The following is a 15351-nucleotide window of genomic DNA, read 5'->3' on the forward strand; positions in this document are numbered from 1 at the left end:
GGGACCGCGCTGTGCGTACAGATGGCCCACCGCATCGTGGCGGTGACCCGCCCCCGACGGCAACACGCACCCTGTCAACCCTCGCGAAGCGGAGTTGACAGGGTGCGTGTCGGATGTCGCCGGTGCCGCTCGCGCGGCGGGGCGGATCAGGCGTCGTAGTTGGTCATCACGTGCTTGATCCGGGTGTAGTCCTCGAAGCCGTAACCGGAGAGGTCCTTGCCGTAGCCGGAGTGCTTGAAGCCGCCGTGCGGCATCTCGGCGACCAGCGGGATGTGCGTGTTGATCCACACGCAGCCGAAGTCGAGCCGCTTGGCCATCCGCATCGCCCGGCTGTGGTCCTTGGTCCACACCGAGGACGCGAGCGCGTACTGCACGCCGTTGGCGTTGCTCAGCGCCTCGGCCTCGTCCTCGAACGACTGGACCGTGATGACCGGGCCGAACACCTCGTTCTGGATGATCTCGTCGTCCTGCTTCAGCCCGGAGACCACGGTCGGGGCGTAGAAGAAGCCCTTGTCGCCGACCCGGTGCCCGCCGGCCTCGACCTTCGCGTGCCCGGGGAGGCGGTCGATGAAGCCGCTCACCTGCCCGAGTTGGTTGACGTTGTTGACCGGGCCGAAGTCCGCGTCGTCCTGCGGACCGGTGGAGGTGGCGTTCGCGGCGGCGGCCAGCGCGGCGGTGAACTCCTCGCGGATCGAGGAGTGCACGAGCACCCGGGTCGCGGCGGTGCAGTCCTGGCCGGCGTTGAAGAAGCCCGCGCCGGCGATGCCCTCGGCCGCGGCGGCGATGTCGGCGTCCTCGAAGACCACGACGGGCGCCTTGCCGCCGAGTTCGAGGTGCACCCGCTTGAGGTCCCTGGACGCGCTCTCGGCGACCGCCATGCCGGCCCGTACCGAGCCGGTGATCGAGGCCATCGCCGGGGTCTTGTGCTCGACCATCAGCCGACCGGTGTCGCGGTCGCCGCAGATCACGTTGAACACGCCGGCGGGCAGGATCTCGCCGATGATCTCGGCGAGCAGCACGGTGGAGGCGGGCGTGGTGTCGGACGGCTTGAGCACCACGGTGTTGCCCGCGGCCAGGGCCGGCGCGAACTTCCACACGGCCATCATCATCGGGTAGTTCCACGGCGCCACCTGGGCGCAGACACCGACCGGCTCACGCCGCACCATGGAGGTGTGCCCCGCCATGTACTCGCCGGCCGACTTGCCCTCGAGCATGCGCGCGGCACCCGCGAAGAAGCGGATCTGGTCCACCATCGGCGGGATTTCCTCGGACGCGGTGAGCGCGCGCGGCTTGCCGGTGTTGCGACACTCGGCGTCGATCAGCTCGTCCGCGCGCTTCTCGACCGCGTCGGCGATCTTGAGCAGCGCCAGCTGCCGCTCGGCGGGCGTGGTCTCGCTCCAGGTCTCGAACGCCGTGGCCGCCGCGCGCATCGCGGCGTCGACGTCCCGCTCCCGGGAGAGCGGGGACGTCGCGTAGACCTCGCCCGTGGCGGGGTCGACGATGTCGAGCGTGCCGCCGTCCGCGGCGTCGGTGAACGTGCCGTCGATGTAGTTGCGCAGAGTACGCAGGTCGCTCATGTCCCAAGTCTCCTTCGAAAACGGGGCGGCGCCGGCAGGACGGCGAGGGGGTCGAATCCCGACCTGGGCCGCGATCCCAGCCTAACCGGATTGCTGTCGGTATCCGCATCCCCATCCCGCACCAACAACTGAATCAGTTGTCTCGTTGATCAAAGTCAACGGATTCCCTTGCGAAAGGCCCATCTGATGAGGCAGAGTGACTACGTGGCCGGTCGAGACAGAAACCCGAACGCTCCGGCCGACGCCGTGTCGAAGGCGATCATCGAGCAGCTCCAGGAGGACGGACGCCGCTCGTATGCCGCGATCGGCAAGGCGGTCGGTCTCTCGGAGGCCGCGGTACGTCAACGCGTACAGCGCCTGCTCGACCAAGGCGTGATGCAGATCGTCGCCGTGACGGATCCGCTGACCGTCGGCTTCCATCGCCAGGCCATGGTCGGGGTTCGCGTCGAAGGAGACATCGAACCCGTAGCGGACATTCTGGCCACGATGAAGGAAGTGGACTACGTCGTCATCACGGCTGGTTCGTTCGACCTCATCGTGGAACTCGTATGCGAGAACGACGACCACCTGCTCGACATCATCAACAAGAGGATTCGAGCGATTCCGGGCGTACGGAGCACCGAGAGCTTCGTCTACCTGAAGCTTCGGAAGCAGACCTACCAGTGGGGTACTCGATGACACAGCAGTACGACAACGCGGCACTCTCCAAGAGCGCCTACGACCACCTGTGGATGCACTTCACCCGCATGTCGTCGTACGAGAACGCTCCCGTGCCGACCATCGTGCGCGGTGAAGGCAGCTACATCTGGGACACCAACGGGCGCAAGTACATCGACGGCCTCGCCGGTCTGTTCGTCGTACAGGCCGGTCACGGCCGCACCGAGCTGGCCGAGGTGGCCCGCAAGCAGGCCGAGCAGCTGGCCTTCTTCCCGGTGTGGAGCTACGCCCACCCCAAGGCGATCGAGCTCGCCGAGCGCCTGGCGCACCACGCCCCGGGCGACCTGAACAAGGTCTTCTTCACCACCGGTGGCGGCGAGGCCGTCGAGTCCGCGTGGAAGCTGGCGAAGCACTACTTCAAGCTGACCGGCAAGCCGACCAAGCACAAGGTCATCTCGCGGGCCATCGCCTACCACGGCACCCCGCAGGGCGCGCTGTCGATCACCGGTCTGCCGGACTACAAGGCGCCGTACGAGCCGCTGGTGCCGAGCACCTTCCGGGTGCCGAACACCAACCAGTACCGCAAGCCGGAGTTCCTGGCCGACTCCTCGCCCGAGGGCTTCGGCCGCTGGGCCGCCGACCAGATCGAGGTGGCGATCCTCAACGAGGGCCCCGACACCGTCGCCGCGGTCTTCCTGGAGCCGGTGCAGAACGCCGGCGGCTGCTTCCCGCCGCCGCCCGGGTACTTCCAGCGCGTGCGCGAGATCTGCGACCAGTACGACGTGCTGCTCGTCTCGGACGAGGTCATCTGCGCGTTCGGCCGACTCGGCACGATGTTCGCGTGCGACAAGTTCGACTACGTCCCCGACATCATCACCTGCGCCAAGGGCATGACCTCGGGCTACTCGCCGATCGGCGCGATGATCGTCTCGGACCGCCTCGCCGAGCCGTTCTACAACGGCAGCGACAACGTCTTCATGCACGGCTACACGTTCGGCGGGCACCCGGTGTCCTCCGCCGTGGCGCTGGCCAACCTCGACATCTTCGAGCGCGAGGGCCTGAACCAGCACGTGCTGGACAACGAGTCCAAGTTCCTGGCCACGCTGCAGAAGCTCCAGGACCTGCCGATCGTCGGCGACGTGCGCGGCAACGGGTACTTCTACGGCATCGAGATGGTCAAGGACAAGGCCACCAAGGAGACGTTCAACGAGGACGAGGCCGAGCGCCTGCTCCGCGGCTTCCTGTCCACCGCGCTCTACGACAACGGCCTGTACTGCCGCGCCGACGACCGCGGCGACCCGGTCATCCAGCTCTCCCCGCCGCTGACCGCGGACCAGGGTGTGTTCGACGAGATCGAGCAGATCCTGCGCGGAGTGCTCACCGAGGCCTGGACCAAGCTGTAGATCGAGCAGTAGACCCCGGCTATTCGACGAACCCTCAGTGAGTCTGCCGCCGTCGCGCACACGCCAGTGCGCGCCGGCGGCAGACTCATATCCGGCACCAAATCCACCGAAGAGCCGAGAAATACCGACAACCACGACATCGACCCGCCCGCGCCCCGACCCGCGCCGCGCTCGGATCACCGAAGAGGCCCGATGAGCCACCCCACTCCCGACTCCACCCTCGGCTCCACCGCCCGCACTCGCATACGCCGACTGCCCGACCACGCCGTCCGGGAGCGAACCGCGCTGCACGCCGTGCTCGACGCCGGCCTGGTCGGCCACCTGGCGATCACCGGCGAGGACGGTCAGCCGTTCGTGCTCCCGGTCGCCTACGCCCGGGACGGCGAGCGGGTGCTGATCCACGGCTCGACCGGCAGCCGGCTCTTCCGCGGCCTGGCCGCGGGCGCCCCGACCTGCCTGACCGTGACACTGCTCGACGGCCTGGTGCTGGCCCGCTCGGCCTTCGAGTCGTCCATGCACTACCGCAGCGCGATGGTGCTCGGCTCGTGTGTCGTGCTGCCCGAGGACGAGAAGGCCGCCGCGCTGGACCTGCTCACCGACCGACTGCTGCCCGGCCGCCGCGACGAACTGCGCCCGCACCGGGTCAAGGAGTTGGCCGCGACCCTGGTGCTCGCGCTGTCCCTGGACGAGGCCTCGGTGAAGATCTCGGCCGGACCGCCGGACGACGACGACGAGGATCTGGACGCCCCGATCTGGGCCGGCGTGGTGCCGATCGGCGAACACTTCGGCGAGCCGGTGCCCGCCCCGGACCTGCGCTTCGACCTGCCCGCGCCGGACTACCTGAGGAAGTGGCGACGATGACCGCCGACTACCGCGAACTGTCGCTGTGGTTCGACACACTCGACGAGGAGATCACCCCGCGTCCCGCGCTCACGGGCGACTTGGACGTGGACGTGGCGATCGTCGGCGCCGGCTACACCGGCCTGTGGACCGCCTACTACCTGGCCAAGGCGGACCCGACGCTGCGCATCGTGGTCCTGGAGCGGGAGATCGCCGGCTTCGGCGCCTCCGGCCGCAACGGCGGCTGGTGCTCGGCGCTGTTCCCCGCGTCGATCGCGAAGGTGGCCCGGAGCAGCACCCGCGAGCGGGCCGTCGCCCAGCAGCGGGCGATGAACGCGACCGTGGACGAGGTCGGCCGGGTGGTCGCCGAGGAGGGCATCGACTGCGACTTCGCCAAGGGCGGCACCGTCGTGCTGGCCCGCACCCCGGTGCAACTGGCCCGGGCCCGCGACCTGGTCGCGGACGAACACGCGTGGGGCTTCGACGACACGGACGCCCGGCTGCTGGACGCCGCCGAGGCGCGCGCGATGGTCGGCGCCACCGACGTGCTCGGCGGCACCTACACCCCGCACTGCGCGGTGATCCACCCCGCCAAGCTGGCCCGCGGCCTGGCCGCCGCGGTGGACCGGCTGGGCGTGACCATCCACGAGCACACCCCGGTCACCGCGATCGAGGACGGCGCCGCGATCACCCCGCACGGCCGGGTCCGCGCCGACGTCGTGGTCCGCGCCACCGAGGGCTACACGCCCGAGTTGGCCGGCTTCCACCGCGACCTGGCTCCCGTGTACTCGCTGATGGTCGCCACCGAGCCGCTGCCCGAGTCGTTCTGGGCCGAGGTGGGCCTGGCCCGCCGGGAGAGCTTCAGCGACATGCGGCACCTGATCATCTACGGGCAGCGCACCGCCGACGACCGGCTCGCCTTCGGCGGGCGCGGCGCCCCGTACCACTTCGGCTCCAGGGTGCGGCCCGAGTTCGACCGCGACGACAAGGTCTTCGCCGAACTGCGTCGGGTGATCGCCGAACTCTTCCCGGCGGCGGCCGACGCGCGGATCACCCACTCGTGGGGTGGACCGCTCGGCGTGGCCCGCGACTGGTACGCGAGCTGCGGCCTGGACCGCGCCCGCGGCCTCGCCTGGGCCGGCGGCTACGTCGGCGACGGCGTGGGCACCGCGAACCTCGCGGGCCGTACCCTCGCCGACCTGATCCGCGACGAGTACACCGAGCTGACCCGCCTGCCCTGGGTCCGCCACCGCTCGCCCAGGTGGGAGCCCGAACCGTTCCGCTGGATCGGCACCAACGTCGGCCTGCGGGTGATGGCCGGCGCGGACGCCGAGGAGCGGCGCACCGGGAAGGAATCCCGGCTCGCGCACGCGTTCGGCCGGTTCCTGGGCCACTGAGTCGCCCCGGGGGCGGGGACCGACCGGGTCACCGCCCCCGGATGACGCGGCGCCAGGCCTCCAGGTGCTCCGCCGCCGCACCCGCCTTGAGCAGGAAGTCCGCCGCCGAGCCGTGCCGCTCGGCGAGCACCCGCAGGAACGTGTCGATGGACGCCCGGGCCGCGCCGCGCATCGCCGGCGCGACCGGGTGCGCCGGATCGATCCGGGGCTGCCGGGGCAGCCGGTCGATCCGCTCGAACATCTCCACCAGATGCGTCTCGGTCTCGGTGTAGTCGGCGATGATCGCCTCCCGCTCCACCCCCGCGACCGACAACAGCAGCGCGACCAGGATCCCGGTCCGGTCCTTGCCCGCCGTACAGTGCACCAGCGCCGGCACCCCGCCGTCGCCGGCCAGGATCTCCAGCGAGCGTACGTAGGACTCGCCGCCGCGCTCGGCCATCCGCATGTAGAGCAGGCCCGCGCCGTACTCGTCCACGTTCCCCAGGTCGATGTCGTCGTCCAGCCCCAGACCCTGGGTCTGCCCGGCCGAGACGTCGCCCACCGCGGCCCGGTCCGCGGCCAGCGCCGAGCGGCGACCCAGCAGCGGCAGCCGGTGCCGGGTCACCCCCGGCCACTGCGCCGGCGGCAGGCCCTCGCCGTCCGAACGCAGGTCCAGCACGTGCCGAACGCCGTACGTGTGGGTGAGCCGGTCGACTCCCTCGGGCGTCAGCAGATCCGGGGTCTCACACCGCATGAGTACGCCCGTTCGAGTGACTCCCCCGTCGATCAGCGGTAGGTCGCCGACGTCGCGGGCATTGAGCAGATCTGGAAGATCGAGTCGGCGGTTCATGTGCACCCCGTTCGGAACGCGTTCGATACACCTGTTCGCCTCATCATGGTGCGCGCGAACTCCCGCCGCCGGCAGGGTTCCCCGAGTGAGGGGTTTCTCGCCCCTGCCGCAACCCGGCGCCACGACACTCGTTGGAGGAGACGGGTGGCAACGAACGTTTCTCTGCGGGAGGTGTGCCATGTCCCTGTCGTCCCGCGCGGCGAGACCCCATGAACGGCGCGTCGTCCCCGAGACCGCGAGTTCCCCGCCCGACAACGACGTGCTGCGCTGTCGCGGACTGACCCTCACCCAGGGCCCGGTCACCCTGTTGCGGGACGTCTCCGCGGCGGTCCGCGCCGACGAGACGTTCGCGATCACCGGGCCCGGCGGCGCCGGCAAGTCGGCGCTGCTCGCGTGCCTGTCCGGCGTGGTCGCCCCCGATTCCGGCGAGATCTGGTTCAACAGCGGCCCGATGCACGTGCTCGACGAGAAGGGCCGGACCGCCCTGCGGCGTCGGCACTTCGGGCTGGTGGACGGGCGCACCCGGCTGCTCCCGGAGCTGACCGTCGCGGAGAACGTCGCGCTGCCGCTGCTGCTGGACCGGGTCCGCCGGGCCGAGGCGTTCGCCGTCGCCCGGCACTGGATGGAGCGGCTGGACGTGACCGAGCACGCCGAATCCCGGCCGATCGGCCTGGGCGGCGCGTTGTTGCGCCGCGCGGCGGTGGCCCGCGCGCTGGTCACCCGGCCGGCCGTGGTGTTCGCCGACGAGCCGGCGCACGGCCTGCTCGGCGCCGAGCTCGACCACCTGATGCGCATCCTGGTCTCCGCCGTGCGCTCGCACGGGATCACCCTGGTGCTGGCCACCGCCGACCGCCGGGTCTCGGCGCACGCGGACCACTGTCTGGCCCTGCGCGACGGTCGCCCGGACCCGCGTGCGGACGGGTGGTAGAGCGATGTCCGGGGCCGACCCGAGCCCACTGCGCGAGGCGTTGCGCGACGCGTCCCGGGTCGACGCCGCGCGCGTGCTGGCCGGCGCCGCGGTGGCGGGTACGGCCACCACCGTCCTGCTGAGCCTGCTGGCGTGGGCGCGACCGGCCGGGCGTCCCGGGCCGGCGCTGATCGGTCCGGTGCTCGCCGCGGTGCCGGTGCTGGCCGCGGTTGCCGTGCTGACCGCGGTCGCCAACCGGCTGACCGACCTGTACCGGATCGACCGGGCCGGCCGCTCGCTGCCGGTGCGGATGTCGGCCGATCGCGGTCGGGGCCTGGTCGCGTCCGAGGCGGCCACCACCGCCCTGGCCGGCGCGATCGCCGGGGTGCAGGCACACCTGGTGTCGCGCTCGTTGCTGGGTTCGGCGCCGCCCGGGATCCGCCATCTGCTCGCGATCGGCGCCACCGTGCCCTGGACGGCCTCGGTCACGCTGCTCGTCGCGGTACCCGCGATCGCGGCCCTCGCCGCCGCTTGCGCGACGCGCCGACCCTCGACCCGGTCGTTGCCGCTCGTTCCGCCCTATGTCGGGCCGCTGCTGGTGCTGGCCGGGCTGCTCGGGCAGTACCTGATCGCCGACCCGGGTCGGCCGGAGCGGTTGGCGCACGGCACGTTGCCCGCCGCCGTGCTCGGCTACGGCGCGGTGCTGGTGGGCGCGGCGCTCACCATGCCGTGGTTGGTGACCTGGCTCGGAGCGGGCTGGGCCGCCCGGGCCGGACGGGTGTGGACGTTGTGCGCGGCCCGTCGGATCGAGGCGAGCGCGCGCGGCCTGGCACTGCCCCTGGGGCTGACCACGATCGCCCTCGCGGTGGTCACCACCAGCCGACTCGCGGGCGACCACACCCCGGTGCGGATGGCCGACGCCCCGCTGTTCTTGACCGTCGCGGCGGTGTCGCTGTGCGCCGCCGCGATGTTGTTCACCGTGGCCGTGGAATACGGCTCCGCGCGCCGGGAGACCTCGCGCACGCTGCGTTCGATCGGCGCCGGCACACCGGTGGATCGCCGTGCGGCGCTGGTCGCCCTCACGGTGCCGGTGCTGGTGTGTGTACCGACCTCGGTCGCGGTCGGCGCGCTGGCCGCGTGGCCCGCGCAGGGTGACGCCAACCCGTTCCCCACGGTGTCCACGCGCACCGCGGCCCTGGGCACCGCGTGGGCGGTCGGCCTGCTGGCGATCGCGCTGATCGCGGCGACGGTGGTGATCGTGCGGGGCGAACGGCCGAGGTGGCGGACCTGAGGCCCGACCCCGACACGACCGAACCCGGGCCCGGGCCGAAACACCGGAAAACCGCTCCGTACATGGGAAAACACTTCGAGCCCGGCGCGGCGTCCCCTTCCGCGACGGGCTCGAAGTGCTTATCGTCTCGGGGGCCACGCGACCCCGAGCCGTGCGCCGGATCGTGTCCCTTCGACCGGCGGCTTGGGCGTGCCGCCGTCGGATCATTCGAACGGGGGGATCAAAGGATCCGACGACTTGGCACTGAGATCAGTCTGCCCTGGGGCGCCTAAGGATCCGATAAGGATTCGTTACCCGTTCTATATCGCCGCGCCGCGCACCCGTGACCTGCCCCGGATGTCCGAATATCGACCGAAGCAGGCCCGGCGTCCGCGGGACGGGACGTGCCTTCGGACCGGACGGGACCTAGACCTCGGCGGCCGCGAGCTGGCCGCAGGCGCCGTCGATGTCGCGACCGCGGGTGTCCCGGACGGTGACCGGCACGCCGTGCTTGGTCAGCAGGCGGACGAACTCCTCCTGGCGTTCGGCCGTCGACGCGGTCCACTTCGACCCCGGCGTGGGGTTGAGCGGGATCAGGTTGACGTGCGCGTTGTGGTTCTTGAGCCGGCGCCCGAGCAGGTCGGCCCGCCAGCCGTGGTCGTTGATGTCCTTGATCAGCGCGTACTCGATGGACACCCGTCGACCGGTGACGCCCTCGTAGTGCCACGCGGCGTCCAGCACCTCGCGCACGTCCCAGCGCGTGTTGACCGGCACGAGGGTGTTGCGCAGGTCGTCGTCCGGCGCGTGCAGGGACAGCGCGAGGGTGACCGGGACGCGCTCGTCGGCCAGCTTGTACATCGCCGGGACCAGGCCGACCGTCGACATGGTCACCGAGCGGGCGGAGATGCCCAGCCCGTCGGGGCTCGGGTCGGTCAGTCGGCGGACCGCGCCGACCACGGCCTTGTAGTTGGCGAGCGGCTCGCCCATGCCCATGAAGACGACGTTACCGACCCGGCCCGGGCCGCCGGGCACCTCGCCGCGGGCGAGCGCCCGCGCGCCCGCGAGCACCTGCTCGACGATCTCGCCGGTGGACAGGTTGCGGGTCAGACCGGCCTGGCCGGTGGCGCAGAACGGGCAGTTCATCCCGCAGCCCGCCTGCGAGGACACGCACATGGTGACCCGGTCGGGGTAGCGCATCAGGACGGCCTCGACGAGCGTGCCGTCGAAGAGCTTCCACAGCGACTTGCGGGTCGCGCCGTCGTCGCACGAGATGTCCCGCACGGAGGTCATCAGCTCGGGCAGCAGTGCCTCGGCGAGCTTGGCCCGCGACGCGGCGGGCATGTCGGTCCACTGCTCGGGGTCGTCCGAGAGGTGGCCGAAGTAGTGCTTGGACAGTTGAGCCGCGCGAAACGGCTTCTCGCCCAACTCGGCGACGGCCTCGCGGCGCTCGGTGGGGGTGAGGTCGGCAAGGTGGCGCGGCGGCTTCGAACGACGCGGCGGCGCGGTGAAGGTGAGTTCTCCTGGTTTGGGCATGGCTCGTCCAGTGTCGCAGGTGTACGGGCGGGGCCGGTTCGGCCCCGCTCTCGTGCACACGCGGCCTGTCCGGTTTCTTGCCGGATCAGGTCCGGGTCATACGAATACGGCGAGCAGCAGCCACACCACGGGAGCCGCGGCGAGCAGCGAGTCGAGTCGGTCCATCACGCCACCGTGACCGGGCAGCAGATTGCCCATGTCCTTGACCTTCAGGTCCCGCTTGATCATCGATTCGGCCAGGTCCCCGAGCGCGGACACCGCGGCGGCGGCGACGCCCACCACGGCGCCCTGCCACCACGCGCCGTCGAGCATGGTCGTCACGCAGACCGCGCCCGCGACGGCGGCCAGGAACACCCCGCCGGCGAAGCCTTCCCAGCTCTTCCCGGGACTGATCCTGGGCGCCATCTTGTGCGGGCCGCCGGAGGTCACGCCGGCCGCGTAGGCACCGGTGTCCGCGCAGACCACCAGGATGATGAAGGTCAACACCCGCTGCGCGCCGTCGTCGTCGGCGAGCATCAGGACCGCGAACCCGGCCAGGAACGGCAGATAGAAGACGGTGAACACACCGGCGGTCATGTCCCGGAGGAAGTCCTCGGGCCCCTCGGTCATCCGCCAGATCATCACCGCCACGGCGGTCAGCGCGGTGGCGATCGCGAGCCCTTCCGCACCGCGCGCGTAGCCCGCGACGAGCATCGCCGCCGAGCCGACCGCGAGCGGCACCACCGGGATCCGGATGCCGCGCCCGACGGTGGCGCCCTGCGCGGTCCGACCGGACGCGTCGGCGACCGTCTCGGCACGACCGAACGCGCCCGCCAGTTCCCACAGTCCGACCAGCACGGCAAGCAGCACGACGCCGACGAACAGCACCGGCAGGGTGAGCAGCGAGGCGATGATGACCCCGCCCAGCCCGGCACCGACTCCGATCGCCTGCGGCAGGTTCCGGCCGGCCTTGCCGACGGGTTTCGCGGGTGGCTCCTCGGTCACCGCGAGCCCCTCACGCCCGGGGTCGATCCGAGCCGCGTCCGTCCGGGCGGGCTCGTCCCGAAACGCGGAACCCGAGTGCGGATCCGGTTCGTCGCCCGGGTCGTGACCCGCGATCGGTGACAGCACCTGCGTGTGGTCATCCTGTGTCTGTACCCCGACGCCGGCGGGAAAGTGCTGCTGCGCACGAGTGGCGCCATCCCCGTAGCCACCGGACCGGGCCGCGTCGTAGTGGGCCACGTCCTGACCCGTCGGGGCGTCCGGGACCTGCTCCGGCCACGCGCCGTACGACCCGTACGGGTCGTGGCCGGGCGGCAGATCGGGGTGCGCTCCCGCGGGCGGATCGGCCGGCGGCGTACCGCCCCAGGTCGAGTCGTTCATCAGACTTCGAGCAGCTCGGCTTCCTTGTGCTTCAGCAACTCGTCGATCTGCGCGACGTACTTGTGGGTCGTGTCGTCGAGTTCCTTCTCGGCGCGACGCACCTCGTCCTCGCCGCTCTCGCCGTCCTTGACCAGCTTGTCGAGCGTTTCCTTCGCCTTGCGGCGGATCGCCCGCAACGAGATCTTCGCGTCCTCGCCCTTGCTCCGCGCCAGCTTGATGAACTCCTTGCGGCGTTCCTCGGTGAGCTGCGGGAAGACGACGCGGATGAGCTTGCCGTCGTCGGTCGGGTTGACCCCGAGGTCGGAGTCCCGGATCGCCTTGACGATCGCGTTGGTCGAACCGCGGTCGAACGGGGTCACGATGACCATGCGCGGCTCGGGCGTGGTGAACGACGCGAGCTGGTTCACCGGCGTGGGCGAGCCGTAGTAGTCCACGAGGATCTTGTTGAACATCGCCGGGGTGGCCCGGCCCGTGCGGATCGCCGCGAAGTCGTCCTTGGCGACCACGACGGCCTTCTCCATCTTTTCCTCGGCTTCGAGGAGAATCTCGTCGATCATGTCGGCTCCTGTCCCGGTCCTGTCGCCGTCGATCAGCCGTCGGTACGGCTGACCAGGGTGCCGATCTTCTCACCCCGCACGGCGCGGGCGATGTTGCCCTCGACGAGCAGGTTGAAGACGACGATCGGCAGTTCGTTGTCCATGCACAGGCTGATCGCGGTGGCGTCCGCGACCTTGAGCCCGCGGGCGAGCACCTCGGCGTGGTCCAGGTGATCGAACATGACCGCGTCCGGGTTGGCCTTCGGGTCGCAGTCGTACACGCCGTCGACACCCTTGGCCATGAGCAGCGCGACCGCGTCGATCTCCAACGCGCGTTGGGCGGCCGTGGTATCGGTGGAGAAGTAGGGCATGCCCATGCCCGCGCCGAAGATGACCACGCGACCCTTCTCCAGGTGTCGCACCGCCCGGCGCGGGATGTACGGCTCGGCGACCTGGCCCATCGTGATGGCGGTCTGCACGCGGGTGTCGATGCCCTGCTTCTCCAGGAAGTCCTGCAGCGCCAGGCAGTTCATCACCGTGCCGAGCATGCCCATGTAGTCCGAGCGCGCGCGGTCCATGCCGCGGATCTGCAATTCGGCGCCACGGAAGAAGTTGCCACCGCCGATGACGATGGCGACCTCGGTGCCCCGGCGGACCACGTCGGCGATCTGGAGCGCGATGGTCTGCACGGTGTCGGGATCGACGCCCAGGGCGCCGCCGCCCGCGAACGCCTCGCCGGAGAGCTTGAGCAGCACCCGGCGGGCGTAGGGGTTCGGCTCGTCGCCCTCGGCGGACGACGAGGAGGCCGCCTTCGTTTCGGTTTCCTGCACGGTTCCCTCCACGCCTTGCGGCCTCCTCGCCATACTGCTTCCACTTGCGTTCATGCCTACTGCATGCCCCGAATCGGGGCGGTGGTGCGAGGGGCGGATCAGACGCCGACGCGGAAGCGGGTGAACCGCTTGACCTTGACGCCGGCCTCGTCCAGGACCTTGCCCACGGACTTCTTGCTGTCCTTGGCGAACGCCTGGTCGAGCAGCACGTTCTCCTTGAAGAAGCCGGTCACCCGGCCCTCGACGATCTTGGCGAGGGCAGCCTCGGGCTTGCCCTCCTCGCGCGCGGTGGCCTCGGCCACGCGACGCTCGTTCTCGACCGTCTCGGCCGGCACGTCCTCGCGGTTCAGCACCGTCGGCGAGAACGCGGCGATGTGCTGCGCGACGTCCTTGGCGACCTCGGCGTTGGCGCCGTCCAGCTCGATCAGCACGCCGATCTGCGCGGGCAGGTCGGGGCTGGTCTTGTGCAGGTAGGCCGCGACGAAGCCGTCGGCGTACTGCGCGAAGCGGTCGAGCACGATCTTCTCGCCGAGCGTGACGTTGGCGTCGTCGACGTACTGCTGGACGGTCTTGCCGGCCTCGATCTCGCTCGCGAGCAGCGCGGCGATGTCGGCGGGCGAGCTCTTGGCGACGTGCGCGGCGATCGCCTCGGCGGCCTCGATGAACTTCGGGCTCTTGGCCACGAAGTCGGTCTCGCACTTGAGCTCGACCAGGACGCCGGACGCGTTGCCGTCGAGCAGCGCGACGACGGCACCGTTGGAGGCCGAGCGGCCCTCGCGCTTGGTGACGCCCTTCTGGCCCTTGACGCGAAGGATCTCGACAGCCTTGTCGACGTCACCTTCGGCCTCTTCGAGGGCCTTCTTGCAGTCCATCATGCCTGCGGCGGTGAGCTCACGGAGCTTCTTCACGTCCGCGGCGGAGAAGTTCGCCATGTCCTGATTCTCTCGTCTCTCGGGTCAGCGGCCCGGTTGCGCCGAGCGACTGCGGGTGAGGTTGTCGCCCCACCCGATGAAGGTCAAGGGGCTGTGCGGGTATTCCGACACATACGGGGACGTACCAGGTACGCACGCACCGTGATCGGGGCCCGGCACAGGGCGAGGGGTACGCCGGCCGGGCCGTCGTACCCCTCGATCCAGGGTCAGACCTGCGGGTCGGCCTCGGTGGCCGGCGCCTCGGGGGCGGCCTCGGCGGCCGGAGCGGCCTCGGTGGCCTCGGTGGCCTCGGTGGCCTCGGTGGCCTCGGCCTCGACATCGGCCTCGGTGACCGAGCCGGACTCGACGATCTCCTCGGCGGCGGGGGCGGCTTCGGCCGGAGCCGCCTCTTCCTTCTTGCCGGCCTCGAGCAGCTCGCGCTCCCAGTCGGCGAGGGGCTCGCCGGCGGTGGCCTTGGTGTCGGCCGCGGCGCCACCGGCACGCGACATGAGACCGTCGGCGACGGCGTCGGCGATCACGCGGGTGAGCAGCGTGACCGAGCGGATCGCGTCGTCGTTGCCCGGGATCTTGTAGTCGACCTCGTCGGGGTCACAGTTGGTGTCGAGGATCGCGACGACCGGGATGTGCAGCTTCCGGGCCTCGCCGACGCCGATGTGCTCCTTCTTGGTGTCCACGATCCACACGGCCGAAGGCACGCGCTGCATGTCGCGGATACCGCCGAGGGTCTTCGCCAGCTTGTCCTTCTCGCGCTTGAGGACGAGCAGTTCCTTCTTCGTCATGCCCGAGCCGGCCACGTCGTCGAAGTCGAGCTGCTCGAGCTCCTTCAGGCGCTGGAGGCGCTTGTAGACGGTCGAGAAGTTGGTCAGCATGCCGCCGAGCCAGCGCTGGTTGACGTAGGGCATGCCCACGCGCGTCGCCTGCTCGGCGATCGCTTCCTGCGCCTGCTTCTTGGTGCCGACGAAGAGGATCGTGCCACCGTGGGCGACGGTCTCCTTGACGAACTCGTAGGCGCGGTCGATGTACGACAGCGACTGGAGCAGGTCGATGATGTAGATGCCGTTGCGCTCCGTGAAGATGAAGCGCTTCATCTTCGGGTTCCAGCGGCGGGTCTGGTGACCGAAGTGGACGCCGCTTTCCAGCAGCTCCCGCATCGTGACGACGGCCATGGCCGTACGCTCCTTGGGCTCTCGTCCCGGCGATCGTGCCCGGGACTCTCGGTTGTGCCGTGGCGACGGGTCGCCGCCACGCCTGACGCCCGCGACACCACGCCGAGGTCCT

Annotated in this window: 14 protein-coding genes; 6 read left to right on the forward strand and 8 right to left on the reverse strand. The window is 70.7% G+C overall.

Going from position 1 to position 15351, the window contains the following annotated elements; all coding sequences use genetic code 11:
• Positions 1-146: 146 nt before the first annotated feature.
• Positions 147-1577: a gamma-aminobutyraldehyde dehydrogenase gene (locus tag OG948_RS11840; protein WP_406296056.1), complete on the reverse strand. Its 1431-nt coding sequence runs from the start codon at positions 1575-1577 to the stop codon at positions 147-149.
• A 186-nt stretch (positions 1578-1763) separates the two neighbouring features.
• Between OG948_RS11840 and OG948_RS11845 the strand changes: the two genes are divergently transcribed.
• The 4 genes from OG948_RS11845 to OG948_RS11860 all read left to right on the forward strand — a co-directional run bounded on the left by OG948_RS11845 (position 1764) and on the right by OG948_RS11860 (position 5874).
• Positions 1764-2255, forward strand: coding sequence for an Lrp/AsnC family transcriptional regulator (locus tag OG948_RS11845; RefSeq protein ID WP_395862071.1), 492 nt, complete (start codon positions 1764-1766; stop codon positions 2253-2255).
• Positions 2252-3637 (forward strand): aspartate aminotransferase family protein, encoded by a 1386-nt coding sequence (locus OG948_RS11850; RefSeq protein WP_395862069.1) that lies wholly within the window; start codon positions 2252-2254, stop codon positions 3635-3637. Before OG948_RS11845 ends, OG948_RS11850 begins: the two co-directional genes overlap by 4 nt.
• 192 nt (positions 3638-3829) lie before the next feature.
• On the forward strand, positions 3830-4498 hold the full coding sequence (locus tag OG948_RS11855) for a pyridoxamine 5'-phosphate oxidase family protein (RefSeq protein WP_406296059.1): 669 nt from the start codon (positions 3830-3832) through the stop codon (positions 4496-4498).
• Complete coding sequence (locus tag OG948_RS11860) at positions 4495-5874, forward strand: NAD(P)/FAD-dependent oxidoreductase (protein ID WP_406296060.1); 1380 nt, start codon at positions 4495-4497, stop codon at positions 5872-5874. Before OG948_RS11855 ends, OG948_RS11860 begins: the two co-directional genes overlap by 4 nt.
• A 28-nt stretch (positions 5875-5902) precedes the next feature.
• Here OG948_RS11860 and OG948_RS11865 read toward each other — a convergent pair whose 3' ends face one another.
• Positions 5903-6703 carry a tyrosine-protein phosphatase gene (locus tag OG948_RS11865; RefSeq protein ID WP_406296062.1) on the reverse strand — a complete coding sequence of 267 codons (801 nt, stop codon included), beginning with the start codon at positions 6701-6703 and terminating at the stop codon, positions 5903-5905.
• Positions 6704-6881: 178 nt separating this feature from the next.
• Here OG948_RS11865 and OG948_RS11870 point away from each other — a divergent pair, with 178 nt between their 5' ends.
• The gene (locus tag OG948_RS11870) at positions 6882-7631 is read left to right on the forward strand and encodes an ABC transporter ATP-binding protein (RefSeq protein ID WP_406296064.1); all 750 of its coding nucleotides are present in this window, start codon (positions 6882-6884) and stop codon (positions 7629-7631) included.
• A 4-nt stretch (positions 7632-7635) separates the two neighbouring features.
• Positions 7636-8901: a hypothetical protein gene (locus tag OG948_RS11875; RefSeq protein WP_406296066.1), complete on the forward strand. Its 1266-nt coding sequence runs from the start codon at positions 7636-7638 to the stop codon at positions 8899-8901.
• A 405-nt stretch (positions 8902-9306) separates the two neighbouring features.
• On the opposite strand, the gene rlmN is transcribed toward OG948_RS11875, so the two are convergent.
• The 6 genes from rlmN to rpsB all read right to left on the reverse strand — a co-directional run bounded on the left by rlmN (position 9307) and on the right by rpsB (position 15239).
• Complete coding sequence (gene rlmN / locus OG948_RS11880; RefSeq protein WP_406296067.1) at positions 9307-10413, reverse strand: 23S rRNA (adenine(2503)-C(2))-methyltransferase RlmN; 1107 nt, start codon at positions 10411-10413, stop codon at positions 9307-9309.
• Between the two features lie 96 nt (positions 10414-10509).
• The gene (locus OG948_RS11885) at positions 10510-11775 is read right to left on the reverse strand and encodes a phosphatidate cytidylyltransferase (RefSeq protein ID WP_406296069.1); all 1266 of its coding nucleotides are present in this window, start codon (positions 11773-11775) and stop codon (positions 10510-10512) included.
• Positions 11775-12332 (reverse strand): ribosome recycling factor, encoded by a 558-nt coding sequence (gene frr, locus OG948_RS11890; protein WP_406296071.1) that lies wholly within the window; start codon positions 12330-12332, stop codon positions 11775-11777. Before frr ends, OG948_RS11885 begins: the two co-directional genes overlap by 1 nt.
• Before the next feature lie 32 nt (positions 12333-12364).
• The gene (pyrH, locus tag OG948_RS11895) at positions 12365-13174 is read right to left on the reverse strand and encodes a UMP kinase (protein ID WP_395862053.1); all 810 of its coding nucleotides are present in this window, start codon (positions 13172-13174) and stop codon (positions 12365-12367) included.
• Positions 13175-13239: 65 nt separating this feature from the next.
• Positions 13240-14073 (reverse strand): translation elongation factor Ts, encoded by an 834-nt coding sequence (gene tsf / locus OG948_RS11900; protein ID WP_395862051.1) that lies wholly within the window; start codon positions 14071-14073, stop codon positions 13240-13242.
• A gap of 206 nt (positions 14074-14279) precedes the next feature.
• On the reverse strand, positions 14280-15239 hold the full coding sequence (rpsB, locus tag OG948_RS11905) for a 30S ribosomal protein S2 (protein WP_406296073.1): 960 nt from the start codon (positions 15237-15239) through the stop codon (positions 14280-14282).
• Positions 15240-15351: the final 112 nt, after the last annotated feature.

Origin of the sequence: Embleya sp. NBC_00888 (assembly GCF_045207655.1) — a bacterium.
GTDB lineage: Bacteria > Actinomycetota > Actinomycetes > Streptomycetales > Streptomycetaceae > Embleya.

Coding starts and splice junctions, on each gene's coding strand:
- OG948_RS11840 (WP_406296056.1), bottom strand. CDS start 1,577: ATGAGCGACCTGCGTACTCTGCGCAACTACATCGACGGCACGTTCACC.
- OG948_RS11845 (WP_395862071.1), top strand. CDS start 1,764: ATGAGGCAGAGTGACTACGTGGCCGGTCGAGACAGAAACCCGAACGCT.
- OG948_RS11850 (WP_395862069.1), top strand. CDS start 2,252: ATGACACAGCAGTACGACAACGCGGCACTCTCCAAGAGCGCCTACGAC.
- OG948_RS11855 (WP_406296059.1), top strand. CDS start 3,830: ATGAGCCACCCCACTCCCGACTCCACCCTCGGCTCCACCGCCCGCACT.
- OG948_RS11860 (WP_406296060.1), top strand. CDS start 4,495: ATGACCGCCGACTACCGCGAACTGTCGCTGTGGTTCGACACACTCGAC.
- OG948_RS11865 (WP_406296062.1), bottom strand. CDS start 6,703: ATGAACCGCCGACTCGATCTTCCAGATCTGCTCAATGCCCGCGACGTC.
- OG948_RS11870 (WP_406296064.1), top strand. CDS start 6,882: ATGTCCCTGTCGTCCCGCGCGGCGAGACCCCATGAACGGCGCGTCGTC.
- OG948_RS11875 (WP_406296066.1), top strand. CDS start 7,636: ATGTCCGGGGCCGACCCGAGCCCACTGCGCGAGGCGTTGCGCGACGCG.
- rlmN (WP_406296067.1), bottom strand. CDS start 10,413: ATGCCCAAACCAGGAGAACTCACCTTCACCGCGCCGCCGCGTCGTTCG.
- OG948_RS11885 (WP_406296069.1), bottom strand. CDS start 11,775: ATGAACGACTCGACCTGGGGCGGTACGCCGCCGGCCGATCCGCCCGCG.
- frr (WP_406296071.1), bottom strand. CDS start 12,332: ATGATCGACGAGATTCTCCTCGAAGCCGAGGAAAAGATGGAGAAGGCC.
- pyrH (WP_395862053.1), bottom strand. CDS start 13,174: ATGGCGAGGAGGCCGCAAGGCGTGGAGGGAACCGTGCAGGAAACCGAA.
- tsf (WP_395862051.1), bottom strand. CDS start 14,073: ATGGCGAACTTCTCCGCCGCGGACGTGAAGAAGCTCCGTGAGCTCACC.
- rpsB (WP_406296073.1), bottom strand. CDS start 15,239: ATGGCCGTCGTCACGATGCGGGAGCTGCTGGAAAGCGGCGTCCACTTC.